Origin of the sequence: Ensifer sp. ENS06 (assembly GCF_014852205.1) — a bacterium.
GTDB lineage: Bacteria > Pseudomonadota > Alphaproteobacteria > Rhizobiales > Rhizobiaceae > Ensifer > Ensifer adhaerens.
Genome location: NZ_JACVBC010000001.1, coordinates 1780685 through 1806106 on the forward strand (window position 1 = coordinate 1780685; position 25422 = coordinate 1806106).

Here is a 25422-nt window from a genome sequence, read left to right on the forward strand (position 1 = left end):
AGCCTAGCCGCAATCGGGCGAGACGCCAACTGAGGAATTCTACCGGAGGCTCTACGTCTCCTCGGAAACTCCCGGTGCGCTTGTGATCTGCCGGAAGGCTGCCAGTGCCCGATCGCGGGCGAGGGCATGGTCGATGATCGGATTCGGGTAGGTTGTGCCGAGTTCGATGCCGGCTTCGGCAAGGGCCGTGGCGGGCGCTGCAAAGGGGCGATGGACATAGCGCGGGTGGAGGCGCTCCAGCTCTGGCACGAAGCGCTTCACATAGAGACCGTCGGGATCGAATTTCTCCCCTTGCAGGACCGGGTTGAAGATGCGGAAGAACGGTGCGGCGTCCGCGCCCGATCCGGCGACCCATTGCCAGCTTGCGGCATTGTTGGCCGGATCCGCGTCGACCAGCGTGTCACGGAACCAGGCTTCTCCCTTGCGCCAGTCGACGAGCAGGTCCTTGATGAGAAAGGAGGCGACAATCATGCGAACGCGATTGTGCATGTAGCCGTGACGCCATAGCTGGCGCATGCCGGCATCGACGATCGGATATCCGGTGAGTCCGCTGGTCCATCGAGTAAAATCGTCCTCGTCGTTCAGCCAGTGGAAGCGGTCGAATCGACGGTCGAGGTTGCGGCGGCCAAGCTCAGGATAATGAAACAGCAGATGATAGGAGAATTCGCGCCAGGCGAGTTCCTTGCGGAAGGTGGCCGCCCCTTCGCCGCTATCGGCCTGGGGCCCAGCTGCCGCATGCCAGGCCTGCGCCGGCGAAATTTCGCCAAAGGCGAGATGAGGCGAGAGCAGGGATGTGCCATCCGCGTCGGGAATGTCGCGGCAGCGTTTGTAGGCGTCGAGCTTCTCATCGACGAATTCCTCGAGACGGGTGGCCGCACCGTCTTCGCCCGGCGTCCAGACCTCGCTGAATGTCGCCGCCCAGTCCGGTTTCGTCGGCAGCAGCGACCAGTCGTCAAGGCGTTCCGATCGCGGCCATGCTCCCGGGGCTGCGATATGGTGCGGCCGGTCGATCGGCGGTGCCAGCTCGTTTTTTAGTTCGAGCGCGCGCCAGAACGGCGTGAACACGCGGTAGGGGCCGCCCGTCGTTGTCAGCAGCCGCATGGGCTCATGCAGCAATTGTCCTGCAAAGCTCTCCGCGATGATTCCCCGCTCGGCCAGCGCCTTCTTGAGCGCGGTATCCGTGGCGATGCCGTTCGGGTCGTAGCGCCGGTTCCAGTAGATGCGCTCCGTACCGCTTGCGCGCGCAATCTCGACAATCACGTCAAGCGGCGCGCCTGATCGAAGAACGAGGCGAGAAGCGTGCCGCGCGAGACTTGCGCCCAAGGCCTCGAGCGAATGGTGCAGCCACCACGCCTGCGCCGCCCCGAGCGGACCGTTGCCGCTGTCGGCGGGTTCGCGAATATAGAGGGGAATGACGGCTGCCTCGCCGGCGGCAGCCGAGAGGGCGCGATTGTCGGCCAGGCGGAGATCCTTGCGGAACCAGACGATGATGGGCGGCGCCGCGGCCTTTGTCATGAAGAACCATCGGGAGGTTGGGGATTGATCACCTGGAGAACATAGGTGCAAAATGAAAAAGAGCCATTCGCATCGCTGCAAATGGCTCTTTTAGAAAGTGGCTCCCCGGGCCGGATTCGAACCGGCGACCTGTCGATTAACAGTCGAATGCTCTACCGCTGAGCTACCAGGGATCATCCGCGCCGCTGTTGTGCTGTGCGCTTCAGAAGTGAGGCTGCTAATACGCATGCTTTTCTGATTTGCCAAGCGCTTTTTTAAAAAAAAATGACAAGTTCCGTTGCGAGGCTGTGGAGAAGTCCCCAATTGTGGGAAAACACGCCGGATAGGGAATGATGAATAAAAACAGGAAGCAGACGCATTTTGGCATTGATCCGCAAACACGACAGATCGTGCTGGGCAAATGGCGTATCGCGCTGCCCGACTCTCCGCTGCTGCGCATCCTGCTGGGTTCGCTGCTGGTGTTCTGCGGTTTTCTCGGTTTCCTGCCCGTGCTGGGCTTCTGGATGATACCGTTGGGCCTGATCGTGCTTTCCCACGACATTCCCTCGGTTCGCCGCCGCCGTCGTCGTCTGGCCGTTTGGTGGGCGCGCTGGCGCGGGAAGGCCAACTCCTCGAACGGCTCCTGAGCCGGACGCCGATTTAACGATCTTGTTGTCGAGGCAGGGCGGTCGGCAGTTTTCGGTTCCTCGCGGCCGTCACGTACCAATTCCGAATCTCTCAACAAGGGCCGTGGCCGCGCAGGCGAATGACCGGTTCCTCGCGGTCTTCCCCTCTGTTGGGGTGCTTTCGAAAACTTTTCGGCAACCCATCAAACGCATAATGCGGTCTCGAATCAGGATGGGGACCGATGGCCAAAGCCACTACGAAACGTCGACGCCGCAGTTCGGGCCGAAGCACCAGCAAACAGGGCGGCATGGCGCCGTGGTATCTGGCCGCAGCGCTCACCCTTGGCGGCGTCATGGCCTACGACCATCGCGCCGAGTTGCGGGACTGGCCGGTGGTTTCGGATGTCATGGCCTTTGCATCGCGATCGGAAACGAAGCCGAAGCCTCAGCGCGCGGTTCCTGAAGCGCAGGAGCGCGTTGCGCAGCTGGCGGATAGGCACAAACCAAATCCGAAGCCCAACCCAGCGACGAAGGTTGTCCTGGCCGCCCCGGTGCCGTCGGTGAATGTCGGCGTCACGCCGCCAACCCCTCTCGTGCGGCCGAATGAAGAGGTGAAGACGGCATCCATCCGTACCGATCAGTTCTATTTTTGCGGCATTCGCAACGACAACTGCGTGATCGATGGCGCGACCTTCGTCTTCCATGGCGAGACGATCCGCGTCGCCGATGTCGATGCACCGCGAATCCGCCAGGCAAGCTGCGACAAGGAGCGTTCGCGCGGCTTCTACGCCAAGCAGCGCCTGCGCGAATTGCTGAATGCAGGCGACTTCAGGCTGATCTCGGCGGGAGGGCGATCAGATGCCAAGGCCGGCGAGAAACTGCGCCTGGTCACACGCGGTGACCAATCTCTTGGACGTGTACTCGTTTCCGAGGGGCTCGTGCGGCCGTGGGAAGGGCGCCCGACGCCCTGGTGCTGAGATCACCTGGGAGACGATCGGCGGACATCGTCGATCGTTCTGTGGAAAGTATCCGTCCTGCAATTCGACGGCGCGTTTTTCAGAAAATGCCTCTTGCGGTTTTTCTGCAATCATTCTAAATCCGCGCCAACGCTTGGTTATCCGAGCTGTGAGGCCTCGTGGCGGAGTGGTGACGCAGAGGACTGCAAATCCTTGTACCCCGGTTCAATTCCGGGCGAGGCCTCCAAAAATCTCACCTCGTGAAGTTTGGTTTGACGTTCTGCCTTAGGGCAGCGCGGTAATATTCGCGACCCCACGTCCGCGCAAGCCACGTCTCCTATGCCTCCGTCGGATCTTATCGCTTCGGTGAATTCGGTAGAGGGGGAACGATGACTCCGCTGAGATCAACCGCATCGGTAGCGTCCGTCAACATTAAGAACGGAGGCAATGGCATCAATGAAAAAGAGACTGATCCTGACGGCGTTGGCGTGTTTTGCTGCGACCGCTATTGAGGCGCGCGCGGACGACCTGGTTTTCCAGCTGAAGAACAACACCGGCGCGGTACTGACGAATTTCTATACGTCGCCGGTCGGCGTCAATGAATGGGAAGACGATGTTTTCGGTCGGCAGGTCCTGAACCCCGGCGAGAGCATGGAGATCACGATTGCCGACGGGCGGGACGTCTGCAAATACGACATGCGATTCGAATTCGAGGAAGGCTCGGCCCTCGATACGACCGAGGACACGCAGGATCTCTGCGAACTCGGCGAATACACGATCCACGAATAAGCGATCTGGATTTCAGGTCGCCTTAAATGGAAAGAGCCTCGCCACTTTCAGTGGCGAGGCTCTTTTGATTCGGCGTTCTGCCTGGAATTCAATGGTAGCGGCGGATCAGCCCGACGAGCTTGCCCTGGATCTTCACGCGATCTGGTCCGAAAATGCGCGTCTCGTAGGCGGGGTTGGCCGCTTCGAGCGCAATCGACGCGCCCTTGCGACGGAAGCGCTTCAGCGTCGCTTCCTCGTCGTCCACGAGCGCCACGATGATGTCGCCGGGATTGGCCGAGTTGCCGTTGCGGATGATCACCGTGTCGCCATCGAAGATGCCGGCCTCGATCATCGAATCGCCCTTTACTTCGAGGGCGTAATGCTCGCCGCTGCCGATCATGTCGAGCGGAACGGTAATGTCATGGGTGTTGTTCTGGATCGCCGAGATCGGCACGCCGGCAGCGATGCGCCCCATCACCGGGACGGAAACAGACGTGCTTTCGGCGACCGGCGCCGGCTTCGGCGTGGCAGGAGCGGCGGCCGGCGGCTTTCCGAGGCTGCCCTCGATCACGCTCGGCGAGAAGCCTCTGCGCGGCTGTTGCTGGCCGGCGGCGTAGGCTTCCGGAAGCTTGATGACTTCGAGCGCGCGCGCCCGGTTCGGCAACCGGCGAATGAACCCGCGTTCTTCGAGCGCCGTGATCAAACGGTGAATGCCGGACTTCGACGCCAGGTCGAGCGCATCCTTCATTTCATCGAAAGACGGCGGTACGCCCGACTCCTTCATGCGTTCGTGGATGAACAGAAGCAATTCCTGTTGCTTGCGGGTCAGCATGGCACGTCGCTCCAGAGGCGTGAAACAAATCAAGAACAGACACTATCTGTTCCATATGTGTTCCGCAAGTGCCTAAAATTCCGTGAATTCAGGCAACTGGCTGCTTCTGTGGGGGTCGATTGGTCACTTTTGCGGGAGCGGGGCGGTTTTCGGCGACGGTTGCGTCCCAAAACAGCGCCGGGCAGGCCGGTCGCGCGCGTGATTCGAACGAATCGCGGCTCTCTTCGCGGAGAGACTTAAGTCGCTTGCGAGGCCGAGCAGGCGTCTTCGAACTCCTTCACCGTCTCGGCGCTGTTGTCTTCCGGAAGCACTGCGTCGGCCGCATCGGTCGCAACGGGCGTATCGCCGTCATAAACGAAGGACTGGATGTAGAACGCGAGCGCGCCCTTCCAAACATTGCGTCCATCGATCTGATGGCACGGCACGGCCCGTTCGAAATCGGTCTGGAGTTCATCCACCGTCGCGGCACTGAGCTTGACGTCAGGCATATTGGGCGATGCGACTATCGAAGCGAGAAGCAGGGCGGCAAGCACGGTGATCGTCCACTTGATGAAGGGGTGGGACTACGGGTTGGTAAACGATGTGAACCGCGCTTTCGTTCCGAAGTCCAGCAAGCATGGCGATCACTCTGCCATGTTCAACAGCTCTTTGCCCGCAGGCTGTGGCTGATTTGCGCCAGCCGCTCCATCTCAACCTCGTCTCGGCCGTTCTTCATGGACCGGCGCGGAGAATGCATCGGAGCTGCCAGCTTTCGCATCGGGCCTGGGGCGCGCAAAAATCCCTGCGGGGAAGGGCCTTCACCGTCTCGACAGGCCTCTAAAAAAAGATAACTTTGCGTGGAAAGTGGGGTGGTTGCATGCATAGATTGTCGTTGGTGGTGCTCGGCCTGTTGCTCACGGCTGGAGCGGCGTCTGCCGAAGAAGGGCGTTCGAATATCTGGAAACGGATCAACGCCTGGACGGTGGGATCCGATCCTTCCCTGGGAGGCTCGTGTTACGCGGCGACGAGCTATGACGCCGGCGCTATCCTTCGTATCGGCTTTTATCCGCGGGGATCGACGAACCTGGCGTTTCTTTCGATCGGCAATGCCGAATGGAAATCCATCGAGCCGCAGCGGGAATACGATGTTGCCTTGCAGCTCGACCGTGGTCGTCAGTGGCCGGCCGTTGCGTTCGGTGTTGATCTGACCGGCGCCAAGGCCCTTGTCGTCAACTTTTCCAACACCGACTTCTTTACCGAATTCGTTCGCAAGAACACCTTGGCGCTGGCCTTCGAGGGGCGCGTCGTCGCGAGCCTCAGCCTGCGTGATTCGATGAAGGCGGTAAGCGAGATGTTCAAGTGCCAGGAGGCGGTGAGCGCCTTGATCCCGAATGGCGGTCAGGGAGCGGCGAACGATCCCTTTGCGGGCGCCGGCGGCAATGCGCCGAACAACGATCCCTTTGCCGGCGGCGGCCAGACCAAGTCATCGAAAGATCCTTTCGCCATGTGATGGGCAGTCCGCTTGCCGCGGAGAGGTGAATATTCCTAAAATATTGCCTGGTATCGGCTAGGCACCCTCGACAGCGATGCGGGGACCTATCAAAATGCGGGCAAACGGGGGTTTTGCATGCGTAGATTGCTGGTCGGATTGGTAAGCTGTCTGATCGCCGCGGGATCGGCCGCGGCTGAGGAGTCCGAAATCATCAAGTGGAAGGATGTCGACGGCTGGACCGTTGCTTCCGACACCTCGATGGAGGGCTCCTGCTTCATCTCGTCGGTATTCGACGGCGGGGTCACCTTGCGCCTTGGGTTCTATCCCAAGGGCTCCGAGTCGCCGCTCTATATGAGCTTCGCCAGCGACGACTGGAGGTCGCTCGAGGTCGGCAAAGAGTACGACCTGACCTTCCGCTTCGACAAGACCGATCCCTGGAGCGCTTCGGCGACCGCTGCCGGTGATGCGAGCGAAAAGTTTCTGTTCGTGAACGTCACCGACGCCGAGTTCCTGACGGGCTTCGTGCGCAAGCGGGCCTTGGCCATCGCGTTTGAAGATCGCGTCATCGCAAATCTCAGCCTGCGCGGCACCGGCCCGGCGGCCGACGAGCTGATGAAGTGCCAGAGGGCGGTCGACGAGATCATCGCCGACGAGGGCCGCAAGTCCAAGGAGAAGAAAGCCGACCCGTTCAGTGCACCGAGCGAGAAGCGATCGGCGCGGGATCCGTTCAGCCTCTGAAAACAGGTGGCCACGGGATCGGGCAGCGTTTCGCGAAGGCCGAACGGTGGCTTAGCATGGTGGTGTCCCCGGAAAGACTCGAACTGGCGATCTGCTGATGACAAATCAGCCGCTGTTCCGATACCTCGGCAACCGGGCACCTTCTGATCGTTTTGGTGGAGCCGAAGGGAGTCGAACCCTCGACCTCCGCAGTGCGATTGCGGCGCTCTCCCAACTGAGCTACGGCCCCGTAGCATTCAGTCAACACGACCGGCGCCGATCCTGTCAATACGCGCGCCAGCGCGCCCGCTCGAGCGCCGTTGCACGATATGCGTTGTTCGATCCGGCCGGGCGCCGAAGGCAGTCGGTCTCTGAACCGCTTCTGCACTCCACCCATTGTCGAACTCTGCCGGCGGGTTTACGCTGCAACCTGACGATGGCGCTACGTGAACTGCGTTGAAATGTTGGCGGTATACGCCAAGCAGGAAATGACGTCCGGGCACTGGCTGTGAGCGCCATGATGCTCGAGCCAATTACACGATTTTCGTATGTGAGATAGGCCCCTGCCGGCCCACTGTTCCCATAAGAAACCTCTCCGTGGCCCGGCGATTGGAGGAGGATTGGCAAATGGCTCAGGCGATGAAGGCAGCCGTCGTTCGGCAATTCGGCGCGCCCCTGACGATCGAGGAAGTGGCAGTGCCCACGCCGCAGCCGGGACAGATCCTGGTGAAATACGAAGCAACGGGCGTTTGCCATACCGATCTCCATGCTGCAAATGGCGACTGGCCGGTGAAGCCCAGCCCACCATTCATTCCCGGGCACGAGGGTGTCGGCTATGTCTCGGCGGTCGGCGCCGGTGTCAAAAGAGTGAAAGAGGGCGACAGGGTCGGCGTTCCCTGGCTTCACAGCGCCTGCGGCTACTGTCCGCATTGCCGCACCGGTTGGGAGACGCTGTGTGCGGCCCAGTCGAACACGGGATACTCGGTCAACGGGACGTTCGCCGAATATGGCCTGGCGGATCCTGATTTCGTCGGCAGCCTGCCCAATGGGCTGGAGTTCGGTCCTGCCGCGCCGGTTCTGTGTGCCGGGGTCACCGTTTACAAGGGGTTGAAGGAAACGGAAGTCCGTCCCGGTGAATGGGTTGCCATCTCCGGCATCGGGGGGCTTGGCCACATGGCCGTGCAGTACGCAAAGGCGATGGGCATGCATGTCGTCGCGGCGGACATCTTCGACGACAAGCTGGCACTTGCAAAGCAATTGGGCGCCGACCTGACAGTCAACGGCAAGGCCAAGGATGCGGTCGAGCAGGTGATCAAGGCCACCGGCGGCGTGCATGGAGCGCTTGTGACTGCAGTCTCGCCCGCGGCGATGGAACAGGCGTTCGGTTTCCTGCGTTCGCGCGGCACCATGGCGCTCGTCGGCCTGCCCCCAGGTATGATCTCGGTGCCGGTCTTTGAGACTGTTCTTAAGCGCATCACCGTGCGTGGATCGATCGTCGGCACCCGCCAGGACCTGGAAGAGTCGCTCCAGTTCGCCGCTGAAGGCAAAGTCGCGCCGCATTTCTCGTGGGATAGCCTCGAGAATATCAATGAGATCTTCCGCCGCATGGAAGCCGGGAAGATCGACGGTCGCATCGTGATGAGCCTGCAGTAATCGACTTTGACAGGCCCGGCTGGTCGAGGCTCGCCGGGTCCGTGTCGATGCCCAAGGGACACGTGTCGAGCATTTACTCTTATGCGCCTTCCTTAGATCGCCGGTCACCAGAGGGCCGTCGGGCGAGATGCCGATAGACCTTTTGCAGAAAGGAAATGGCAATGAGCAAAGGCATGTTCTCAGACCAGCATGCACTGTCCAGGCGCGATCTCCTGCTGGTGGCGGGAACTGCGGCGGCCACGCTTACAGCCTACGGTCATGCTGCCCGTGCCGCGCCAGGCCCAAGCAACCTCGTGATCGACGACGTGAAGCAGGATGAGGACATCTTTGCCTATATCAGCAGGATCAAGGGCGGCTTTGACGAGACGACCTATCGGCAAGTTCTGGGATGCGCGAATGCGTTCAAGGAAGGAGACCAGACGATCGCTGTGGCTGCGGAAAATGATACGTCCCGAACGAACGCCCGAGCCCTCCTGGCAAGAACGAAGATCGCAGACCTCGATCAGCACCCGCTGTTTGAGGACGATCTGCAACGACTGATTTGGCAGACCACCGACAGGGCTCAACAAGAAAAGCTGAAAGACTGGACGATGGGCCAGCTGAAGGAATTTCTTCTGACCAAATCGGAAGATGAGATCAAAGGCGTCATGCATGGCCTGACCAGCGATACCATCGGCTGCGTGCCGAAGCTGATGAGCAATGAAGAGTTGATCGCCGTCAGCCAGAAGATTTTCAATGTCATGCCCGGCACCAAGTTGGGGGCCAAGGGATACATGGGCGCACGTATCCAGCCGAATTCGCCGACCGACCACCCCGACGACATCATGTGGCAGGTCTTCGATGCGTTTTCCTATGCGACCGGCGACATCGTCATCGGCACCAACCCGGTGGACAGCACCGTCGACAGCGTCGTCACGGTGGAGCGGGCGCTCAAGGACATCGTGGATACGTTCAAGCTGGTCGACGTCATTCCGTGGTGCGTGCTCGCTCACATCGACGTCCAAGGTGAGGTAAGCGAAGACTTCCCCGGCACAGTTTCCACCGTGTTCCAGAGCCTTGCCGGTACGGATGATTGCAACAAGATCTTCGACATCACCAATGAGAAGATCCTGAAATATGCGCGCGCCAAGGCAGGGGAGCGGTACGGCCTTTACTTCGAAACCGGACAGGGCTCGGAATTCACCAACGGCGCGGCAAACGGCGTCGACATGATGGTGCTTGAGTCCCGGAAGTACGGGTTCAGCCGGGCTGTCGGCATGGAGCTTGCGAAAGTGCAGCCGAAAGGCGCATGGCTGCATGTCAACGACGTCGCCGGCTTCATTGGGCCGGAGGTCTTCAAGAGCCGAGAACAACTCGTTCGGTGCTGCCTCGAGGACATGGTCATGGGCAAGCTCCATGGGCTGACCATCGGTCTCGATATATGCACGACCCTGCACATGACCGTCAGCCTGGACGATCTGGATTGGTGCCAGGATCAGATCATGCCGGCCAATCCGGCCTATCTGATTGCTCTGCCGACCAAGAACGACCCGATGTTGAGCTATCTCACGACCGCATTTCAGGACCACGTACGCGTGAGGGATAAGTTCGGCTTCAAGGTCAACGATGCGATGTGGGATTTCTACAAACGCCTTGGAATTGTCGGCAAGGACAACAGCTACACGTCAAAATACGGCGATCCTCTTTGGGTCTATTATCAGTACCGCCTCGCCAAGGGGGACAAGCGCTCCAAGGACGCCGTTTACGCCGAGGGCAGGCGGATGATGACGGAGGTCGAGGCAAGAGGCGTCGACCTGGCCACGGGCCACGGTGAGAAGATATGGGATCTCAACCCGTCGCTCGCGACGAAAGTGAGGGGTCTTTATGACGACGCCAAACTCTCTCTTTGGGCCGAGCTTACGCCGGAGTTCATAGCGGCAGTGCCCAGCGTCGTTCCGGTTCGCACCCTGTCCAAGGACCGGAACGACTACATCGCGCATCCGACGACCGGTGAAACGCTGAGCCCGGACTCAATCAGGGCGATTGACGCGATCAGGACGTCCTGGAAAGGCGATATGCCCAAGGGCCAGATTGTCATCTCAGATGGTCTGAACGCCAAGGCCATCATGGATGACGGCCATCTTTCGCCCTACCTGGAGGAGATGCGCAGGCTGCTCGGCGATGCCGGCGTGTCGGTGAGCGACAAGAATATCCTGGTCACCAGCGGCAGAGTGCGGGCCGGCTACCGGATTGGCGAGATGCTGTTTGCCGACGCCGATCCCAACACGTTTCGCGGAATTCTCCACATCATCGGCGAGCGGCCCGGAACCATGCACCACGCCTACTCGGTCTACATCACGGTTGCGAAGGGCAAGCGTTGGGCTGAGAAGGATATCGATCACGATATGACGAAGCTGGTCAGCAACGTCGCCGATACCGCACTCGCACCCAGGGAGGCGGCGAAGGAAACCCTGACCATTATCCGGGAGATCATCGGCAAGGACGTAAACGGCAGCCGGCGATTCGGGTGACCACAAACGCGCTACAGGGCAACAAGGGCGTCCGTCCGGAATAAGCGTCGGGCCGTGTATACCGTTGGGGCAGCCGCATACTCTCGCTTTCGGGCCCCCAAATCGCGGTTGCTTCTTCGGATCGTGGCTTTCCGGCGTCAGAATCGCTTCTTTAGAAAGTAGCGCGCAATCGCCCCATCACCGCCTTCAAGCTCGCCGAAAACTTCGAAGCCGAGTTTTTCATAAAAGGGCCTGGCCTGGAATTCGAAGGTGTCGAGCCAAAGGCCGACATAGCCGCGCTGGCGTGCGATCTTCTCCGCTTCTTCGACAAGGCGCCGGCCAAGGCCCTGGCCGCGGTACTCATCAGGGACGGCGAGGTAACGGATAAAGGCCCAGCCATAGCCATCCGTCGCATAGAGCCCGCCCGTCGCGACTTTCGTCTCCGGATCGCGAAGCACGATTGCAAAACCGGGCAGATCGACCATGCCGCTATGGGCATCGTTATAGGCATCCAGCGGCGCAACGATGCCGCTGAGGTCATTCTGACTGGGGTCTTCGAGAAGGATGTCTATGATCGGGGTGAGCATGATGGGAACTTGGTCGAATGGTGGTTCGGTCTATAAATTCTCGTTTTGTTCTCTAGAGAAATCCAACCCGAGGAAAACCTCGGGTTGGCAATGATGGTGGTCGTCGTCGTCATCAACGACGACGGGCCGCTTAGCTGCAGCCGCTCGTCGCGCCGCAGGTGTCGCACTTCTCGCAGGTACCGTTGCGCACCATCGTGAAGTTTTGGCATTCGGTGCACATGTTGCCGGTGTAGCCCTGCATGATCGAGCGGGCGCGGCGCTCAGCTTCCACCTTCTTGGCGTCCGACTTGGCCGATGCCGCTTCGGCGGCCGCCTTGTCGGAGAAGAGGGCGGTTACTTCCTGCTCGACTTCGTCGGCGATCTCTTCTGCCAGTTCCGCAGCGCGCTCTTCATAGTCGCGCTTGAAGGCGACGATTTCGGACGTTGCGATCGCCGTCGTCGTCTCGATCTTGCGCACCGTGTTTCCGGCGATCGCCGTCACGGTTGCGCCAGAGGAGGCGCGGGCAGGGGCTGCCGTCGACGAGCCCTTCGGCTCGCTGGAGGCCCGGTCACCGGTGCCACCGACGATCGTCGGCTTGTAGCCGCGGGTCCAGCCGGTCGAGATCAGGTTGGTCTTGCCTTCCTGAATGCCCTTGCCGAGCGCGGTATTGCCGAAGTCTGACGTGTCGACATGGGCGAGGTCGTGACGGCCGAGATAGGAAACCGCCAGTTCGCGGAAGACGTAGTCGAGGATCGACGTCGCGTTCTTGATCGCGTCGTTGCCCTGGACCATGCCGGCCGGCTCGAACTTGGTGAAGGTGAAGGCCTCCACATATTCTTCGAGCGGCACGCCGTACTGCAGGCCGAGCGAGATGGCGATGGCAAAGTTGTTCATCATCGCACGGAAGGCGGCCCCTTCCTTGTGCATGTCGATGAAGATCTCGCCGAGGCGGCCGTCACCGAATTCGCCGGTGCGCAGATACACCTTGTGACCACCGACGACGGCCTTCTGGGTGTAGCCCTGGCGGCGGTTCGGCAGCTTTTCGCGGGCGCGGATCACCTTCTCGATGACGCGCTCGACGATCTTCTCGGTGATGGTGACGGCCTGGGCGGCGGCGGGCGCCTGGATCAGATCCTCCAGCGCATCCTCGTCCTTGTCGTCCTCGATCAGCGAGGCGTTCAGCGGCTGCGACAGCTTGGAGCCGTCACGGTAGAGCGCGTTTGCCTTCAGCGCCAGCTTCCACGAAAGCATGTAGGCGTTCTTGCAGTCCTCGACGGTCGCCTCGTTCGGCATGTTGATCGTCTTGGAGATCGCGCCCGAGATGAACGGCTGGGCGGCCGCCATCATGCGGATGTGGCTTTCGACCGAGAGATAACGCTTGCCGATCTTGCCGCAGGGGTTGGCGCAATCGAAGACGGGCAGGTGCTCGTTCTTCAGGAACGGTGCACCTTCGAGTGTCATCGCGCCGCAGACGTGAATGTTCGCCGCTTCGATGTCCTTCTTGGAGAAGCCCATGTGGTCGAGCAGGTTGAAGTCCATCGCGGCGAGCTGTTCGTCGGAGACCTTCAGTGTGCCCTTGAGGAAGTCGGCGCCGAGCGTCCACTGGTTGAAGACGAACTTGATGTCGAAAGCGGACTTCAAGGCGGCGTTGACGGCTTCCACCTTCTCGTCGGTGAAGCCCTTGGCCTTCAGTGTCGACGGGTTGATCGCCGGAGCCTGGTTCAGGTTGCCGTGACCGACTGCGTAAGCTTCGATTTCGGCGATCTGGCTTTCGCTGTAGCCGAGAGAGCGCAGCGCTTCCGGAACGGCGCGGTTGATGATCTTGAAGTAGCCGCCGCCGGCGAGCTTCTTGAACTTGACCAGCGCGAAGTCAGGTTCGATGCCGGTCGTGTCGCAGTCCATGACGAGGCCGATCGTGCCGGTCGGTGCGATAACCGTTGCCTGGGCGTTGCGATAGCCGTGCTTTTCGCCGAGTTCCAGTGCCTTGTCCCAGGCGCTCATGGCGTGGATGACGAGGTCCTGGTCCGGATTGTCGGCATGGATGAGCGCGACCGGGTTGACCGAAAGCGCTTCGTAACCGGTCGTCTCGCCATAGGCGGCGCGGCGATGGTTGCGGATGACGCGCAGCATGTTGTCGCGGTTTGGCGCAAAGCCCGGGAACGGACCGAGCTTTTCGGCCATCTCGGCCGAGGTGGCATAGGAGACACCGGTCATGATCGCCGTCAGCGCACCGGCGATGGCGCGGCCTTCGGTCGAGTCATAGGGAATGCCCGAGGACATCAAGAGGCCGCCGATGTTGGCGTAGCCAAGGCCGAGCGTGCGGTATTCATAGGAAAGCTCGGCAATCTCGCGGGACGGGAACTGCGCCATCATGACCGAGACTTCGAGAACGATCGTCCACAGGCGGACGGCGTGCTCGTAGTCTGCGATGTTGATGCGCTTGGTCGCCGCATCCTTGAACATCATCAGGTTCAGGGAGGCGAGGTTGCAGGCGGTGTCGTCGAGGAACATGTACTCCGAGCACGGGTTCGATGCGCGGATCGGGCCGGCAGCGGGGCTCGTGTGCCAGTCGTTCATGGTCGTGTTGAAGTGCAGGCCCGGATCGGCCGACGCCCAGGCGGCGTAGGAGATCGATTCCCAGAGGTCGCGCGCCTTCAGCGTCTTCATGACGCGGCCGTCCTTGCGGGCGGTCAGGTGCCAGTCGCCATCGGCTTCGACGGCGCGCAGGAAGTCGTCCTTGATCGAGACCGAGTTGTTGGAGTTCTGGCCCGAAACCGTGAGGTAGGCTTCCGAATCCCAGTCGGTGTCGTAGGTCTTGAACTCAAGGTCCTTGTAGCCTTGCTTCGCGAACTGGATAACGCGCTGGACATAGTTTTCCGGAACCAGCGCCTGCTTGGCGGCGCGGATCTCGCGCTTCAGCGCCGGGTTCTGCTTCGGGTCATAGCAGGCGTCGTCGGTGCCTTCGCAGTTGACGCAGGCCTTCATGATCGCCTTCAGATGCTTGGCGACGACCTTGGAACCGGTGACGAGGGCGGCAACCTTCTGCTCTTCCTTGACCTTCCAGTTGATGTATTCCTCGATATCCGGATGGTCGATGTCGACGACGACCATCTTGGCGGCGCGGCGGGTGGTGCCGCCCGACTTGATGGCACCGGCAGCACGGTCGCCGATCTTCAGGAACGACATCAGGCCGGAGGACTTGCCGCCGCCCGAGAGCTTTTCGCCTTCGCTGCGCAGATAAGAGAAGTTGGAGCCGGTGCCAGAACCGTACTTGAACAGGCGCGCTTCACGCACCCAGAGATCCATGATGCCGCCTTCGTTGACGAGATCGTCACCGACCGACTGGATGAAGCAGGCATGCGGTTGCGGATGCTCATAGGCCGACTTGGACTTGGTCAGCTTGCCGGTAAAGGGGTCGACATAGAAGTGGCCCTGGCCGGGGCCGTCGATGCCGTAGGCCCAGTGGAGGCCTGTGTTGAACCATTGCGGCGAGTTCGGCGCGACGCGCTGGGTGGCGAGCATGTAGGCAAGTTCGTCCTGGAAGGCCGAAGCGTCTTCCTCGGTGTCGAAGTAGCCGCCCTTCCAGCCCCAATAGGCCCAGGTGCCGGCCAGGCGATCGAAGACCTGACGGGCATCGGTTTCGGAACCGTACTGCTCATCCTTCGGCAGCGCCTTCAGCGCATCCGTGTCGGGAACCGCGCGCCAGAGGAAGGAGGGGACATCGTTCTCCTCGACGCGCTTCATCTTGGCGGGAACGCCGGCCTTGCGGAAATACTTCTGGGCGAGAATGTCGGCGGCAACCTGGCTGAACTGAGCCGGCACGTCGATATCGGCAAGGCGGAAAACGATCGAACCATCGGGGTTCTTGATTTCACTCGTAGCCTTGCGGAATTCGATCTCCGCATAAGCGGATTGCCCGGCTTTTGTGAAACGACGTTCGATCTTCATTGTCCCTGGTCCTTCGTGTTGCCTAGCGCCCGCCACAGGCGCAATTGTCCCCGCCCGGCCGCGAGGGCATCCCGCAGCCAGTCTCAGCTTCCGTCCTTGGAGAGAAACCCATAACTGGGTGACCCTGTATCTTGTGAGATAGGCTGTCTGCAAATACTAAATATAGTATCAACAACTTCTTGATGCCAGCCAAATATTGCCCCGGTGGACCCGAAAAATCGCACAGAAATCCTCAGGGCGACCCCATGGTGAAATCCATGACTGCCGCCTTTCAGAACCGCCGATTTGGGGAGAGGAACCGGGACTTGAACAATCCGGTCCGCCGCCGTTGCAACGTGAAATCCATTAACCGTGAATCGTCCGGAGGCGTCAAGGGGTGGTTTGTGACGGAAGTTTGAGCCCTAGATGTTGTGTGGACCGGCTGTGGAAAACGGGGACATCGGTCAACGCCATGAAAATCAGGCACTTCCGGAGGTTGCCTGTGAGACTGACGCAACGGTCGGCACGCAATCGAAATTTTGACGGGTAAAAACCCGCATAAAAAGTGTCCCTTACGGCAGGCTCGGTTGCATCGGTGAAAGCGATATGGGGTGGGGCAGTGATTCGTTTTTTGGCGGTCCCGTAAGCACCGGCATTTGGTTCGCAGCCGACGTCGGCGCGGCCTCGGCACGCCTGAACATCAACGTCTTGCGACAGGCCCGAAACTCCAAGCGTGGTCGGGCTCTCGGGCGCGGATGCGCCCTAGGCGGGCCAGACGCGTCTGCGCGCGGTCTGGCCCTGCTGATCTCAATCGACGCGCTTTTGCAGCTCGCGTGCGCCGTTCGGCGCATTCACCTTGCCCTCGGTGATGAAGTAGGCAAACACGTCACGCGGCTCCTTCCTGGCCGTGCGATCAGGCGCACTTTTTTCAAGCCCACTCGGCTCGTCGCCAGCCGCAAACGCCTTGGCGCGCTCGGCCCAGAGGTCGAGCTTGTCGGCAGCATAGCAAGTCTTGATGTCGTCGCTGCCCTTTTGCAGGCGCAGATAGACAAAATCGGCAGTGACATCGGCGATCATCGGATAGTCCGCATGCTCGGCGAGCACCACGGCGACGCCGTATTTCTCCAACAGGGAGACAAAATCCGGAGACTGAAAGGTCGGGTTGCGGACCTCGACCACATGGCGCAGCGGCAAGCCGTCCTGCTTCTCCGGCAGAAGCTTCAAAAAGCCCTCGAAATCGTCGGGCTCGAACTTCTTCGTCGGCGCGAACTGCCAGAGGATGGGGCCGAGATGTGGCCCTAGCTCGGTCAGTCCCTGCGTCAGGAATCGCTCCATGGATTCACCGGCTTCCGAGAGAACCTTGCGGTTGGTGACGAAGCGGCTCGCCTTCAGGGAGAAGATGAAATCATCGGGCACTTCCGACGCCCACTTGGCGAAGGTCTCCGGCTTCTGCGACGAATAGTAGGTGCCGTTCACCTCGATTGCCCGCAACTGCTTGCCGGCATATTCGAGCTGCCGCTTCTTTGCCAGCGTGTCGGGATAGAAGGTGCCTTCCCAGGGCTCGAAGGTCCAGCCGCCGATACCAATGCGGATCTTTCCGGATTTTGCCATGCCATCCTCCTCATCAACGGCCATCGCTTGACCGCGTGCTTTTCAGTCTTTGATCGATTTCGTCATGTCCACGAGTGTCCACCCTGAACGATAGGGATTGGGTCGGCGACCCGTTTCTTGAAATCCATAGGCGCGATAGAGCGCGATGTTTCGCTCCATGCGCGAATTGGTGTAGAGCCGCACCTCCGGCAAGCCCCACTCGGCTGCTTTGGCATCCACGAAGCGCAGCAATTCGATGCCGAACCCCTGGCGCTGATAGGCCGGGGCAACCGCAAGGCTGAAGATCATAAGGTGATCGGCGTGTCGTTCGAAAACGGCAAGCGCCGAGACAACCTCATCTCGCTCCCGAAGCCAGACCTCGTCGCGAAGGATGCGAGGCGCGTAGTCCTCGGTGACCGGGAGCGGCGGCCCACCAAAGAGCGTCCGATAGGGCTCATAGGCCGCCTCCGTCACGCTTTGCACGGCGGCCAGATCTTCCAGACGAGCAGGCCGCATCATGCCGTGATCACTCCTAAAGCGCGCCGACCAGATCGGCAGACTTACTCTGCTGCTTCGACCTTCTTCATCGGCCGGCGCTCCAGCAGCTCCTTCAGGAACTGGCCGGTATAGGACCGCTTTTCCTTGACCACGTCTTCCGGCGTGCCCTTGGCGATGACTTCGCCGCCGCCGTCGCCGCCTTCAGGGCCGAAGTCGATCACCCAGTCGGCAGTCTTGATGACTTCGAGATTGTGCTCGATGACGACGACCGAATTGCCCTGGTTGACGAGCTCATGCAGAACTTCAAGAAGCTTGGCGACATCGTGGAAATGCAAGCCGGTGGTCGGCTCGTCGAGAATGTAGAGCGTGCGACCGGTCGAGCGCTTCGACAGTTCCTTGGCGAGCTTGACGCGCTGAGCCTCACCGCCCGAGAGCGTGTTGGCCTGCTGGCCGACCTTGATATAGCCGAGGCCGACCTGGTTGAGCGTGACGAGCTTGTCGCGCACCGAGGGAACGGCGGCGAAAAAGTCGACGCCTTCCTCGACGGTCATGTCGAGCACGTCGGCGATCGACTTACCCTTGAAATGCACGTCGAGCGTTTCGCGGTTGTAGCGTTTGCCGTGGCAGACGTCGCAGGTGACGTAGACATCCGGCAGGAAGTGCATCTCGATCTTGATGACGCCGTCGCCTTGGCAGGCCTCGCAGCGGCCGCCCTTGACGTTGAAGGAGAATCGGCCCGGCTGATATCCGCGTGCCTTGGCTTCCGGCAGACCGGCGAACCAGTCACGGATCGGCGTGAAGGCGCCGGTATAGGTTGCCGGGTTCGAGCGCGGGGTACGACCGATCGGCGACTGGTCGATGTCGATCACCTTGTCGATATGCTCGAAGCCATCGATGCGGTCGTGCTCGGCCGGGTTTTCGCGCGCGCCCATGATGCGGCGGGCGGCGGCCTTGTAGAGCGTCTCGATCAGGAAGGTCGACTTGCCGCCGCCGGAGACACCGGTAACGGCGGTGAAGACGCCGAGCGGGATCGAGGCGGTGACGTTCTTCAGGTTGTTGGCGCGGGCGCCGACGACGGTGATTTCCTTTTTCTTCTTCGGCTTGCGGCGTTCGGAGGGAACGGCAACCGAAAGCTCGCCGGACAGATACTTGCCGGTCAGCGATTTCGGATTGGCCATGATGTCCGACGGCGACCCTTGCGCGATGACTTCGCCGCCATGGATGCCGGCAGCCGGGCCGATATCGACGACATAGTCGGACGTCAGGATCGCGTCTTCGTCATGTTCGACGACGATCACCGTGTTGCCGATGTCGCGCAGATGCCGAAGCGTGTCCAGCAGGCGGGCGTTGTCGCGCTGGTGCAAGCCGATCGACGGCTCGTCGAGCACGTAGAGAACGCCTGTGAGGCCGGAGCCGATCTGCGAGGCCAGCCGAATGCGCTGGCTTTCACCGCCTGAGAGCGTTCCGGAATTGCGCGACAGGCTCAGATATTCGAGACCGACGTCGTTGAGGAAGCGCAGTCGGTCACGGATTTCCTTCAGGATGCGGACGGCGATTTCGTTCTGCTTGGCATTCAGATGCTCCGGCAGGACCTCGAACCAGTCGCGTGCAACGCGGATCGACATTTCGGTCACCTGACCGATATGCAGCTTGTCGATCTTGACCGCCAGCGCTTCCGGCTTCAGGCGGAAACCGGCGCAAGCCGGGCAGGGCGCAGCCGACATGTAGCGCTCGATCTCCTCGCGCGCCCAGGCGCTGTCGGTTTCCTTCCAGCGGCGCTCGAGGTTGGGCACGATGCCCTCGAAGTTCTTGGTGGTGTTGTAGGAGCGGGCACCGTCCTCGTAATGGAAGACGATCTTCTCTTCCGTTCCGTGCAGGATCGCGTTCTGCGCCGCAGTCGACAGCTCGTTCCAGCGGCTGCCGAGTTTGAAGCCAAAGACCTTGCCGAGCGCTTCCAGCGTCTGGTTGTAGTATGGAGAGGAGGATTTCGCCCAGGGCGCAATTGCGCCGTCGCGCAGCGTCCGGTGCTCTTCCGGCACGATCAGCGCCGTGTCGATCTTCTGCTGGCTGCCGAGACCGTCGCAGGTCGGGCACGCGCCGAAGGGGTTGTTGAACGAGAACAGCCGCGGCTCGATCTCGGAAATGGTGAAGCCGGAAACCGGGCAGGCGAACTTTTCCGAAAACAGCACGCGCTCGTGGGTTTCGTTCAGCGACTTGTTGGCCGAGCCGCCGGCAGCGGTCTCCTCGGGTGGCAGCGGCTTGTCGGCGAATTCGGCGACTGCGAGGCCATCGGCTAGCGTCAGGCAGGTCTCAAGGCTGTCGGCAAGGCGCGAGGCGAGGTCGGGCCGCACGACCACGCGGTCGACCACGACGTCGATGTCATGCTTGTACTTCTTGTCGAGTGCGGGCACCTCGGCGATCTCGTAGAAGGTGCCGTCGACCTTGACGCGCTGAAAGCCCTTCTTCATCAGCTCGGCGAGTTCTTTCTTGTACTCGCCCTTGCGGCCGCGCACGAGCGGCGCAAGAATATAGAGGCGCGTGCCTTCGCCGAATTCGAGCACCCGGTCGACCATCTGGCTCACCGTCTGGCTTTCGATCGGCAGACCCGTCGCCGGCGAATAGGGCACGCCGACGCGCGCAAAGAGCAGGCGCATATAGTCGTAGATTTCGGTGACGGTACCGACCGTCGAGCGCGGATTGCGCGATGTCGTCTTCTGCTCGATCGAGATCGCCGGAGACAGGCCGTCGATCTGGTCGACGTCCGGCTTCTGCATCATTTCGAGGAACTGGCGCGCATAGGCCGAAAGGCTTTCGACATAGCGGCGCTGGCCTTCGGCATAGATCGTATCGAAAGCAAGCGACGACTTGCCCGAGCCGGAAAGGCCGGTCATCACGATCAGCTTGTTGCGCGGCAGATCGAGGTCGATGCCTTTCAGATTGTGCTCGCGCGCACCACGAATGGAGATGGTCTTGAGTTCACTCATCGGAAGCCAGCTTTTGCATGTCGGTTGAAAGCCCCCTATGTAATGACGCTAACGCCCATGTCGAGGCGCAATCGGCAAAACAGGCGGCCAATTCGAGTCGGTTGACAGGATCATAGCCAAATACTAGAACAAATAAAGAACAAATCGCCCATAAAACGACCAAAACTGTTGTGGATTATGTGCGAGGCGGGGCGTATCGGCGGCATCAGGCCGCTAAGATGCGCGCTCTTGAAATTCCAAGCCGGGTCCATGGCCCGGTGAAACCACGGGAAAAGCAACATGGCTGGAAGCGTCAACAAGGTGATCTTGATCGGAAATGTCGGGGCAGACCCGGAAATCCGGCGCACGCAGGACGGCCGGCCGATCGCCAACCTGCGCATTGCAACCTCGGAGACCTGGCGCGACCGCAACAGCGGTGAGCGCAAGGAAAAGACCGAATGGCACACGGTCGTGGTCTTCAACGAAGGCCTCTGCAAGGTTGTCGAGCAATATGTGAAGAAGGGCGCCAAGCTCTACATCGAAGGCGCGCTGCAGACCCGCAAGTGGCAGGACCAGAACGGCAACGACCGTTACTCGACCGAAGTCGTGCTGCAGGGCTTCAACTCGACGCTCACCATGCTTGACGGCCGCGGCGAAGGCGGCGGCTCCGGTGTCAGCCGTGGCGGCGGCGGTGGAGCGGGTGACTTCGGCGGCGGCGGCAACTATGGCGGCGGCGGTTACGACGATTACGACCAGCCGCGCCAGTCATCTGGCGGCGGTCGCTCGGGCGGTGGCCAGGGCGGTCAAGGCGGCCAGGGCGGCGGCTTCTCGCGCGACATGGACGACGATATCCCGTTCTGATCGCTAGCGGATCCTATTTACAGAAGAAAACGCCACGTCCCGAGGACGTGGCGTTTTTCGTTTCCGGTCTACTCCGACTGCATCGGGCGAAGGATGCGCCCAGCCATCCGACCTCAGGTCGTCATCGCGGATTTGACGCCGTCGACGACGAACTGCACCGCGAGTGCTGCCAGGATTACGCCGAGCAGTCGGGTGAGGATGGCGCGGCCGGTGACGCCGAGAAAGCGATCGACGCGTTCAGCGATGACCAGCGCCAGAAACAGGCTGAGCATCGACAGCGCGATGACGATCAGGAGCTGAGTGCGCTCGACCGCGGTCGGGAACGAGCCGGCAAGCAGGATCGTTGCCGAAATCGCGCCCGGCCCGGCAATGAGCGGCAGGGCCAGCGGGAAGACCGCGATGTTGTGAATGTGGTCCTTGACCGTCGCATTCTCGCCGGTCTTTTCCTTGCGCTCCTGGCGCTTCTCGAAAATCATCTCGAAGGCGATCCAGAAGAGCAGCAGGCCGCCGGCGATGCGGAAGGCGCCGATCGAGATGCCGAGCAGGCCGAGGATGCTGTTTCCGAAGAGCGCAAATGCCGCCAGGATGAAGAAGGCGATCAGCGAGCCACGGGTGGCCACCTGAAAGCGCTCCTGCCGGCTGAGGCCGACCGTGAGGCTCAGGAAGATCGGCGCGAGGCCAGGCGGATCGAGCGTGACGAGAAGCGTCGTCAGCGCATTGACCAGGAGGTCGACATTGAACATCCGTTTCCCCTTCCGGATTTTGCCCCGGGTTTTCCCGGTGGCATGTCTACATTGTTAGGCAAGCGGCCGGGCATTGGGAAGGGGCAGACAAATAAAGTCTCAGCAATGACTTAATCAGCAATCGCTGCGAGCGTAGAGGCTGGAAATCCGCGGCGCAGCGGGCTTTGACGGACAGGGTCTTCCGATTTCCGGCGCGATGCCCTAGAAAAGCCTGCTCCGGCGGCAAAAGACTGTTCACAACTGCTGTGCGGCTCATCGCTCCCGATCGGGATAACTGGGTGAATCGTACAGCGAATCAAGGCATTACAAGGACATCTTCACAGTCCGGGGGGCAAGTGGCGCCAAAGGCCGCAAATTGGCGCTTCCGATGGCAATCCGCTATAAATATCCGACTGATTCTGAACAAAGATCGTGATCACCATTGACTGAGCAAAGCACCCCCGGCGGCGGAAAAACTCCGCCAGGCATCGAGCCGATTTCCATCATCGAGGAAATGCAGCGGTCCTATCTCGATTACGCGATGAGCGTTATCGTCAGCCGCGCGCTTCCCGACGTGCGTGACGGTCTGAAACCCGTGCACCGCCGCATCCTCTACGGGATGAGCGAGCTCGGCATCGACTGGAACAAGAAATACGTCAAATGCGCCCGTGTGACCGGGGACGTGATGGGTAAGTACCACCCGCACGGCAACGCCGCGATCTACGACGCGCTGGCGCGCATGGCGCAGGACTGGTCGCTCCGCCTGCCGCTGATCGACGGCCAGGGCAACTTCGGTTCGGTCGACGGCGACCCGCCGGCGGCCGAGCGCTACACCGAATGCCGCCTGCAGAAGGCCGCGCATTCGCTGCTCGACGATCTCGACAAGGAAACGGTCGACTTCCGCGACAACTATGACGGCACCCTGCAGGAGCCGGCGGTCGTTCCCGCGAAGTTCCCGAACCTGCTCGTCAACGGCGCCGGCGGTATTGCCGTCGGCATGGCGACGAACATTCCGCCGCACAACCTGGTCGAAGTCATCAACGGCTGCATGGCGCTGATCGACAATCCGGCGATCGAACTGCCGGAACTGATGGAAATCATCCCCGGCCCGGATTTCCCGACTGGCGCGCTGATCCTTGGCCGCTCGGGCATCCGCTCGGCCTATGAGACCGGCCGCGGCTCCGTCATCATGCGCGGCCGCGCCCATATCGAGCCGATGCGCGGCGACCGCGAGCAGATCATCATCACCGAGATCCCGTTCCAGGTGAACAAGGCGACGATGATCGAGAAGATGGCCGAGCTGGTCCGCGAGAAGCGTATCGAAGGCATCTCGGACCTGCGTGACGAATCGGACCGCCAGGGCTACCGCGTCGTCATCGAACTGAAGCGCGATGCCAATGCCGATGTCATCCTGAACCAGCTTTACCGCTACACGCCGCTGCAGACCTCGTTTGGCTGCAACATGGTGGCACTGAACGGCGGCAAGCCCGAGCACATGACGCTGCTCGACATGCTGCGTGCCTTTGTCTCGTTCCGCGAGGAAGTTGTTAGCCGGCGTACGAAATACCTGCTGCGCAAGGCGCGTGACCGTGCCCATGTGCTCGTCGGTCTTGCCATCGCGGTTGCCAACATCGACGAAATCATCAAGCTCATCCGCCATGCGCCCGACCCGCAGACGGCGCGCGAGCAGTTGATGGAGCGCCGCTGGCCGGCCCATGACGTCGAGAGCCTCATCCGCCTCATCGACGACCCGCGCCACCGCATCAACGAGGACGGCACCTACAACCTCTCGGAAGAGCAGGCCCGCGCCATCCTCGACCTGCGCCTGCAGCGCCTGACAGCGCTCGGCCGCGACGAAATCGGCGACGAACTCAACAAGATCGGCGAGGAAATCAAGGATTACCTCGACATCCTGTCGTCGCGCCTGCGTATCATGAGCATCGTCAAGGACGAACTCGTCGCCATCCGCGACGAGTTCGGCACCCCGCGCCGGTCCGAGATCATGGAAGGCGGCCCCGACATGGACGATGAGGATCTCATCGCCCGTGAAGACATGGTCGTGACCGTCTCGCATCTCGGCTACATCAAACGCGTGCCGCTGACGACCTACCGCGCGCAGCGCCGTGGCGGCAAGGGCCGTTCGGGCATGGCGACCCGGGACGAGGATTTCGTTACCCGGCTATTCGTTGCCAATACCCATACGCCGGTTCTGTTCTTCTCCTCGCGTGGCATCGTCTACAAGGAGAAGGTCTGGCGCCTGCCGATCGGCACGCCGCAATCGCGCGGCAAGGCTCTGATCAACATGCTGCCGCTGGAACCCGGCGAACGCATCACCACGATCATGCCGCTGCCCGAGGATGAGGCAACCTGGGAAAACCTCGACGTCATGTTCTCGACGACCCGCGGCACGGTTCGCCGGAACAAGCTGTCGGACTTCGTCCAGGTCAACCGCAACGGCAAGATCGCGATGAAGCTCGAGGAAGAGGGCGACGAGATTCTCTCCGTCGACACCTGTACTGAGCATGACGACGTCATGCTGACGACAGCGCTCGGCCAGTGCATCCGCTTCCCGGTCGACGACGTGCGCGTCTTTGCCGGCCGCAATTCGATCGGCGTTCGTGGCATCAATCTCGGCGACGGCGACCGCATCATCTCGATGGCGATCCTTGGCCATGTCGAGGCCGAACCGTGGGAGCGTGCCGCCTATCTCAAGCGCGCTGCGGCGGAACGTCGGGCGACGAACGGCGACGAGGAAGAAATCGCTCTGGTCGGCGAGGAAGTCGCTGACGGCGGAGAACTGTCGAACGAACGCTTCGAGGAACTGAAGGCACGCGAACAGTTCGTGCTGACGGTCTCGGAGAAGGGCTTCGGCAAGCGCTCGTCGTCCTACGATTTCCGGACTTCGGGCCGTGGCGGCAAGGGCATCCGCGCCACCGACACCTCGAAGACGACGGAAATTGGCGTGCTCGTCGCGGCCTTCCCGATCGAAGACAACGACCAGATCATGCTTGTATCCGACGGCGGCCAATTGATCCGCGTGCCGATCAATGGCGTCCGGCTTGCGAGCCGCGCGACCAAGGGCGTTACCATCTTCTCGACCGCCAAGGACGAGAAGGTCGTTTCGGTCGAGCGCATCAGCGAACCGGAAAGCGACGAAGAGGAAGGCGAAGAGGCGGCCGTCGAGAACGGCGCAGCGGAAACGCCAGCCGAATCCGAGGATTAAGCGCTCGACTTGAAGTGCCAAGGAAACTGAAAGCCCGCCATTTGGCGGGCTTTTTCGTGCGTAGG

The 25422-nt window shown here is 61.2% G+C and carries 18 protein-coding genes and 3 tRNA genes; 10 read left to right on the forward strand and 11 right to left on the reverse strand.

The window, feature by feature from the left end:
* Positions 1-51 precede the first annotated feature (51 nt).
* A complete protein-coding gene (locus IB279_RS08835) occupies positions 52-1515 on the reverse strand; it encodes a deoxyribodipyrimidine photo-lyase (RefSeq protein WP_113188674.1) in 1464 nt (487 codons plus the stop codon).
* A gap of 98 nt (positions 1516-1613) precedes the next feature.
* Positions 1614-1688, reverse strand: a tRNA-Asn gene (locus IB279_RS08840).
* Positions 1689-1847: 159 nt separating this feature from the next.
* On the opposite strand from IB279_RS08840, the gene IB279_RS08845 reads away from it, so the two are divergent.
* From IB279_RS08845 to IB279_RS08860, 4 genes are all read left to right on the forward strand, one after another.
* Positions 1848-2141 carry a hypothetical protein gene (locus tag IB279_RS08845; protein ID WP_034791391.1) on the forward strand — a complete coding sequence of 98 codons (294 nt, stop codon included), beginning with the start codon at positions 1848-1850 and terminating at the stop codon, positions 2139-2141.
* Between the two features lie 221 nt (positions 2142-2362).
* Positions 2363-3097 (forward strand): thermonuclease family protein, encoded by a 735-nt coding sequence (locus IB279_RS08850; protein WP_113188675.1) that lies wholly within the window; start codon positions 2363-2365, stop codon positions 3095-3097.
* Positions 3098-3249: 152 nt separating this feature from the next.
* A tRNA-Cys gene (locus IB279_RS08855) sits at positions 3250-3323 on the forward strand.
* Positions 3324-3523: 200 nt separating this feature from the next.
* Positions 3524-3865 carry a hypothetical protein gene (locus IB279_RS08860; protein ID WP_060606451.1) on the forward strand — a complete coding sequence of 114 codons (342 nt, stop codon included), beginning with the start codon at positions 3524-3526 and terminating at the stop codon, positions 3863-3865.
* Positions 3866-3953: 88 nt separating this feature from the next.
* On the opposite strand, the gene lexA is transcribed toward IB279_RS08860, so the two are convergent.
* Together lexA and IB279_RS08870 are read right to left on the reverse strand one after the other, a co-directional pair.
* Positions 3954-4676, reverse strand: a complete 723-nt coding sequence (lexA, locus tag IB279_RS08865) for a transcriptional repressor LexA (protein ID WP_034791199.1) — start codon at positions 4674-4676, stop codon at positions 3954-3956.
* Positions 4677-4912: 236 nt separating this feature from the next.
* Positions 4913-5209, reverse strand: a complete 297-nt coding sequence (locus tag IB279_RS08870) for a hypothetical protein (RefSeq protein WP_034791202.1) — start codon at positions 5207-5209, stop codon at positions 4913-4915.
* A gap of 323 nt (positions 5210-5532) precedes the next feature.
* Here IB279_RS08870 and IB279_RS08875 point away from each other — a divergent pair, with 323 nt between their 5' ends.
* Together IB279_RS08875 and IB279_RS08880 are read left to right on the forward strand one after the other, a co-directional pair.
* Positions 5533-6165: a hypothetical protein gene (locus IB279_RS08875; protein WP_060517113.1), complete on the forward strand. Its 633-nt coding sequence runs from the start codon at positions 5533-5535 to the stop codon at positions 6163-6165.
* Positions 6166-6282: 117 nt separating this feature from the next.
* Positions 6283-6885, forward strand: coding sequence for a hypothetical protein (locus tag IB279_RS08880; protein WP_162741263.1), 603 nt, complete (start codon positions 6283-6285; stop codon positions 6883-6885).
* Positions 6886-7038: 153 nt separating this feature from the next.
* Here the strand turns inward: IB279_RS08880 and IB279_RS08885 are convergent.
* Positions 7039-7114 (reverse strand) — tRNA-Ala (locus IB279_RS08885).
* A 377-nt stretch (positions 7115-7491) separates the two neighbouring features.
* On the opposite strand from IB279_RS08885, the gene adhP reads away from it, so the two are divergent.
* The gene (gene adhP, locus IB279_RS08890; protein ID WP_034791206.1) at positions 7492-8517 is read left to right on the forward strand and encodes an alcohol dehydrogenase AdhP; all 1026 of its coding nucleotides are present in this window, start codon (positions 7492-7494) and stop codon (positions 8515-8517) included.
* Between the two features lie 161 nt (positions 8518-8678).
* A complete protein-coding gene (locus IB279_RS08895; protein ID WP_113188677.1) occupies positions 8679-11027 on the forward strand; it encodes an ethanolamine ammonia-lyase in 2349 nt (782 codons plus the stop codon).
* Between the two features lie 137 nt (positions 11028-11164).
* Here IB279_RS08895 and IB279_RS08900 read toward each other — a convergent pair whose 3' ends face one another.
* The 5 genes from IB279_RS08900 to uvrA all read right to left on the reverse strand — a co-directional run bounded on the left by IB279_RS08900 (position 11165) and on the right by uvrA (position 20572).
* On the reverse strand, positions 11165-11593 hold the full coding sequence (locus IB279_RS08900; protein WP_060517123.1) for an N-acetyltransferase: 429 nt from the start codon (positions 11591-11593) through the stop codon (positions 11165-11167).
* A gap of 130 nt (positions 11594-11723) precedes the next feature.
* Entirely contained in the window at positions 11724-15521 is a 3798-nt protein-coding gene (locus IB279_RS08905) for a vitamin B12-dependent ribonucleotide reductase (RefSeq protein WP_089045908.1), read from the reverse strand.
* A gap of 786 nt (positions 15522-16307) precedes the next feature.
* Positions 16308-17111, reverse strand: coding sequence for a DUF72 domain-containing protein (locus tag IB279_RS08910; RefSeq protein WP_113188741.1), 804 nt, complete (start codon positions 17109-17111; stop codon positions 16308-16310).
* Between the two features lie 42 nt (positions 17112-17153).
* Positions 17154-17606 carry an N-acetyltransferase gene (locus tag IB279_RS08915; protein ID WP_113188742.1) on the reverse strand — a complete coding sequence of 151 codons (453 nt, stop codon included), beginning with the start codon at positions 17604-17606 and terminating at the stop codon, positions 17154-17156.
* A gap of 44 nt (positions 17607-17650) precedes the next feature.
* Positions 17651-20572 (reverse strand): excinuclease ABC subunit UvrA, encoded by a 2922-nt coding sequence (gene uvrA / locus IB279_RS08920; protein ID WP_034791261.1) that lies wholly within the window; start codon positions 20570-20572, stop codon positions 17651-17653.
* A gap of 279 nt (positions 20573-20851) precedes the next feature.
* Here uvrA and IB279_RS08925 point away from each other — a divergent pair, with 279 nt between their 5' ends.
* A complete protein-coding gene (locus IB279_RS08925; protein WP_034791264.1) occupies positions 20852-21412 on the forward strand; it encodes a single-stranded DNA-binding protein in 561 nt (186 codons plus the stop codon).
* Between the two features lie 113 nt (positions 21413-21525).
* Here the strand turns inward: IB279_RS08925 and IB279_RS08930 are convergent, their stop codons facing one another.
* Complete coding sequence (locus IB279_RS08930; RefSeq protein ID WP_034791266.1) at positions 21526-22155, reverse strand: MarC family protein; 630 nt, start codon at positions 22153-22155, stop codon at positions 21526-21528.
* A gap of 421 nt (positions 22156-22576) precedes the next feature.
* On the opposite strand from IB279_RS08930, the gene gyrA reads away from it, so the two are divergent.
* The gene (gene gyrA / locus IB279_RS08935; RefSeq protein ID WP_034791267.1) at positions 22577-25357 is read left to right on the forward strand and encodes a DNA gyrase subunit A; all 2781 of its coding nucleotides are present in this window, start codon (positions 22577-22579) and stop codon (positions 25355-25357) included.
* Positions 25358-25422 lie beyond the last annotated feature (65 nt).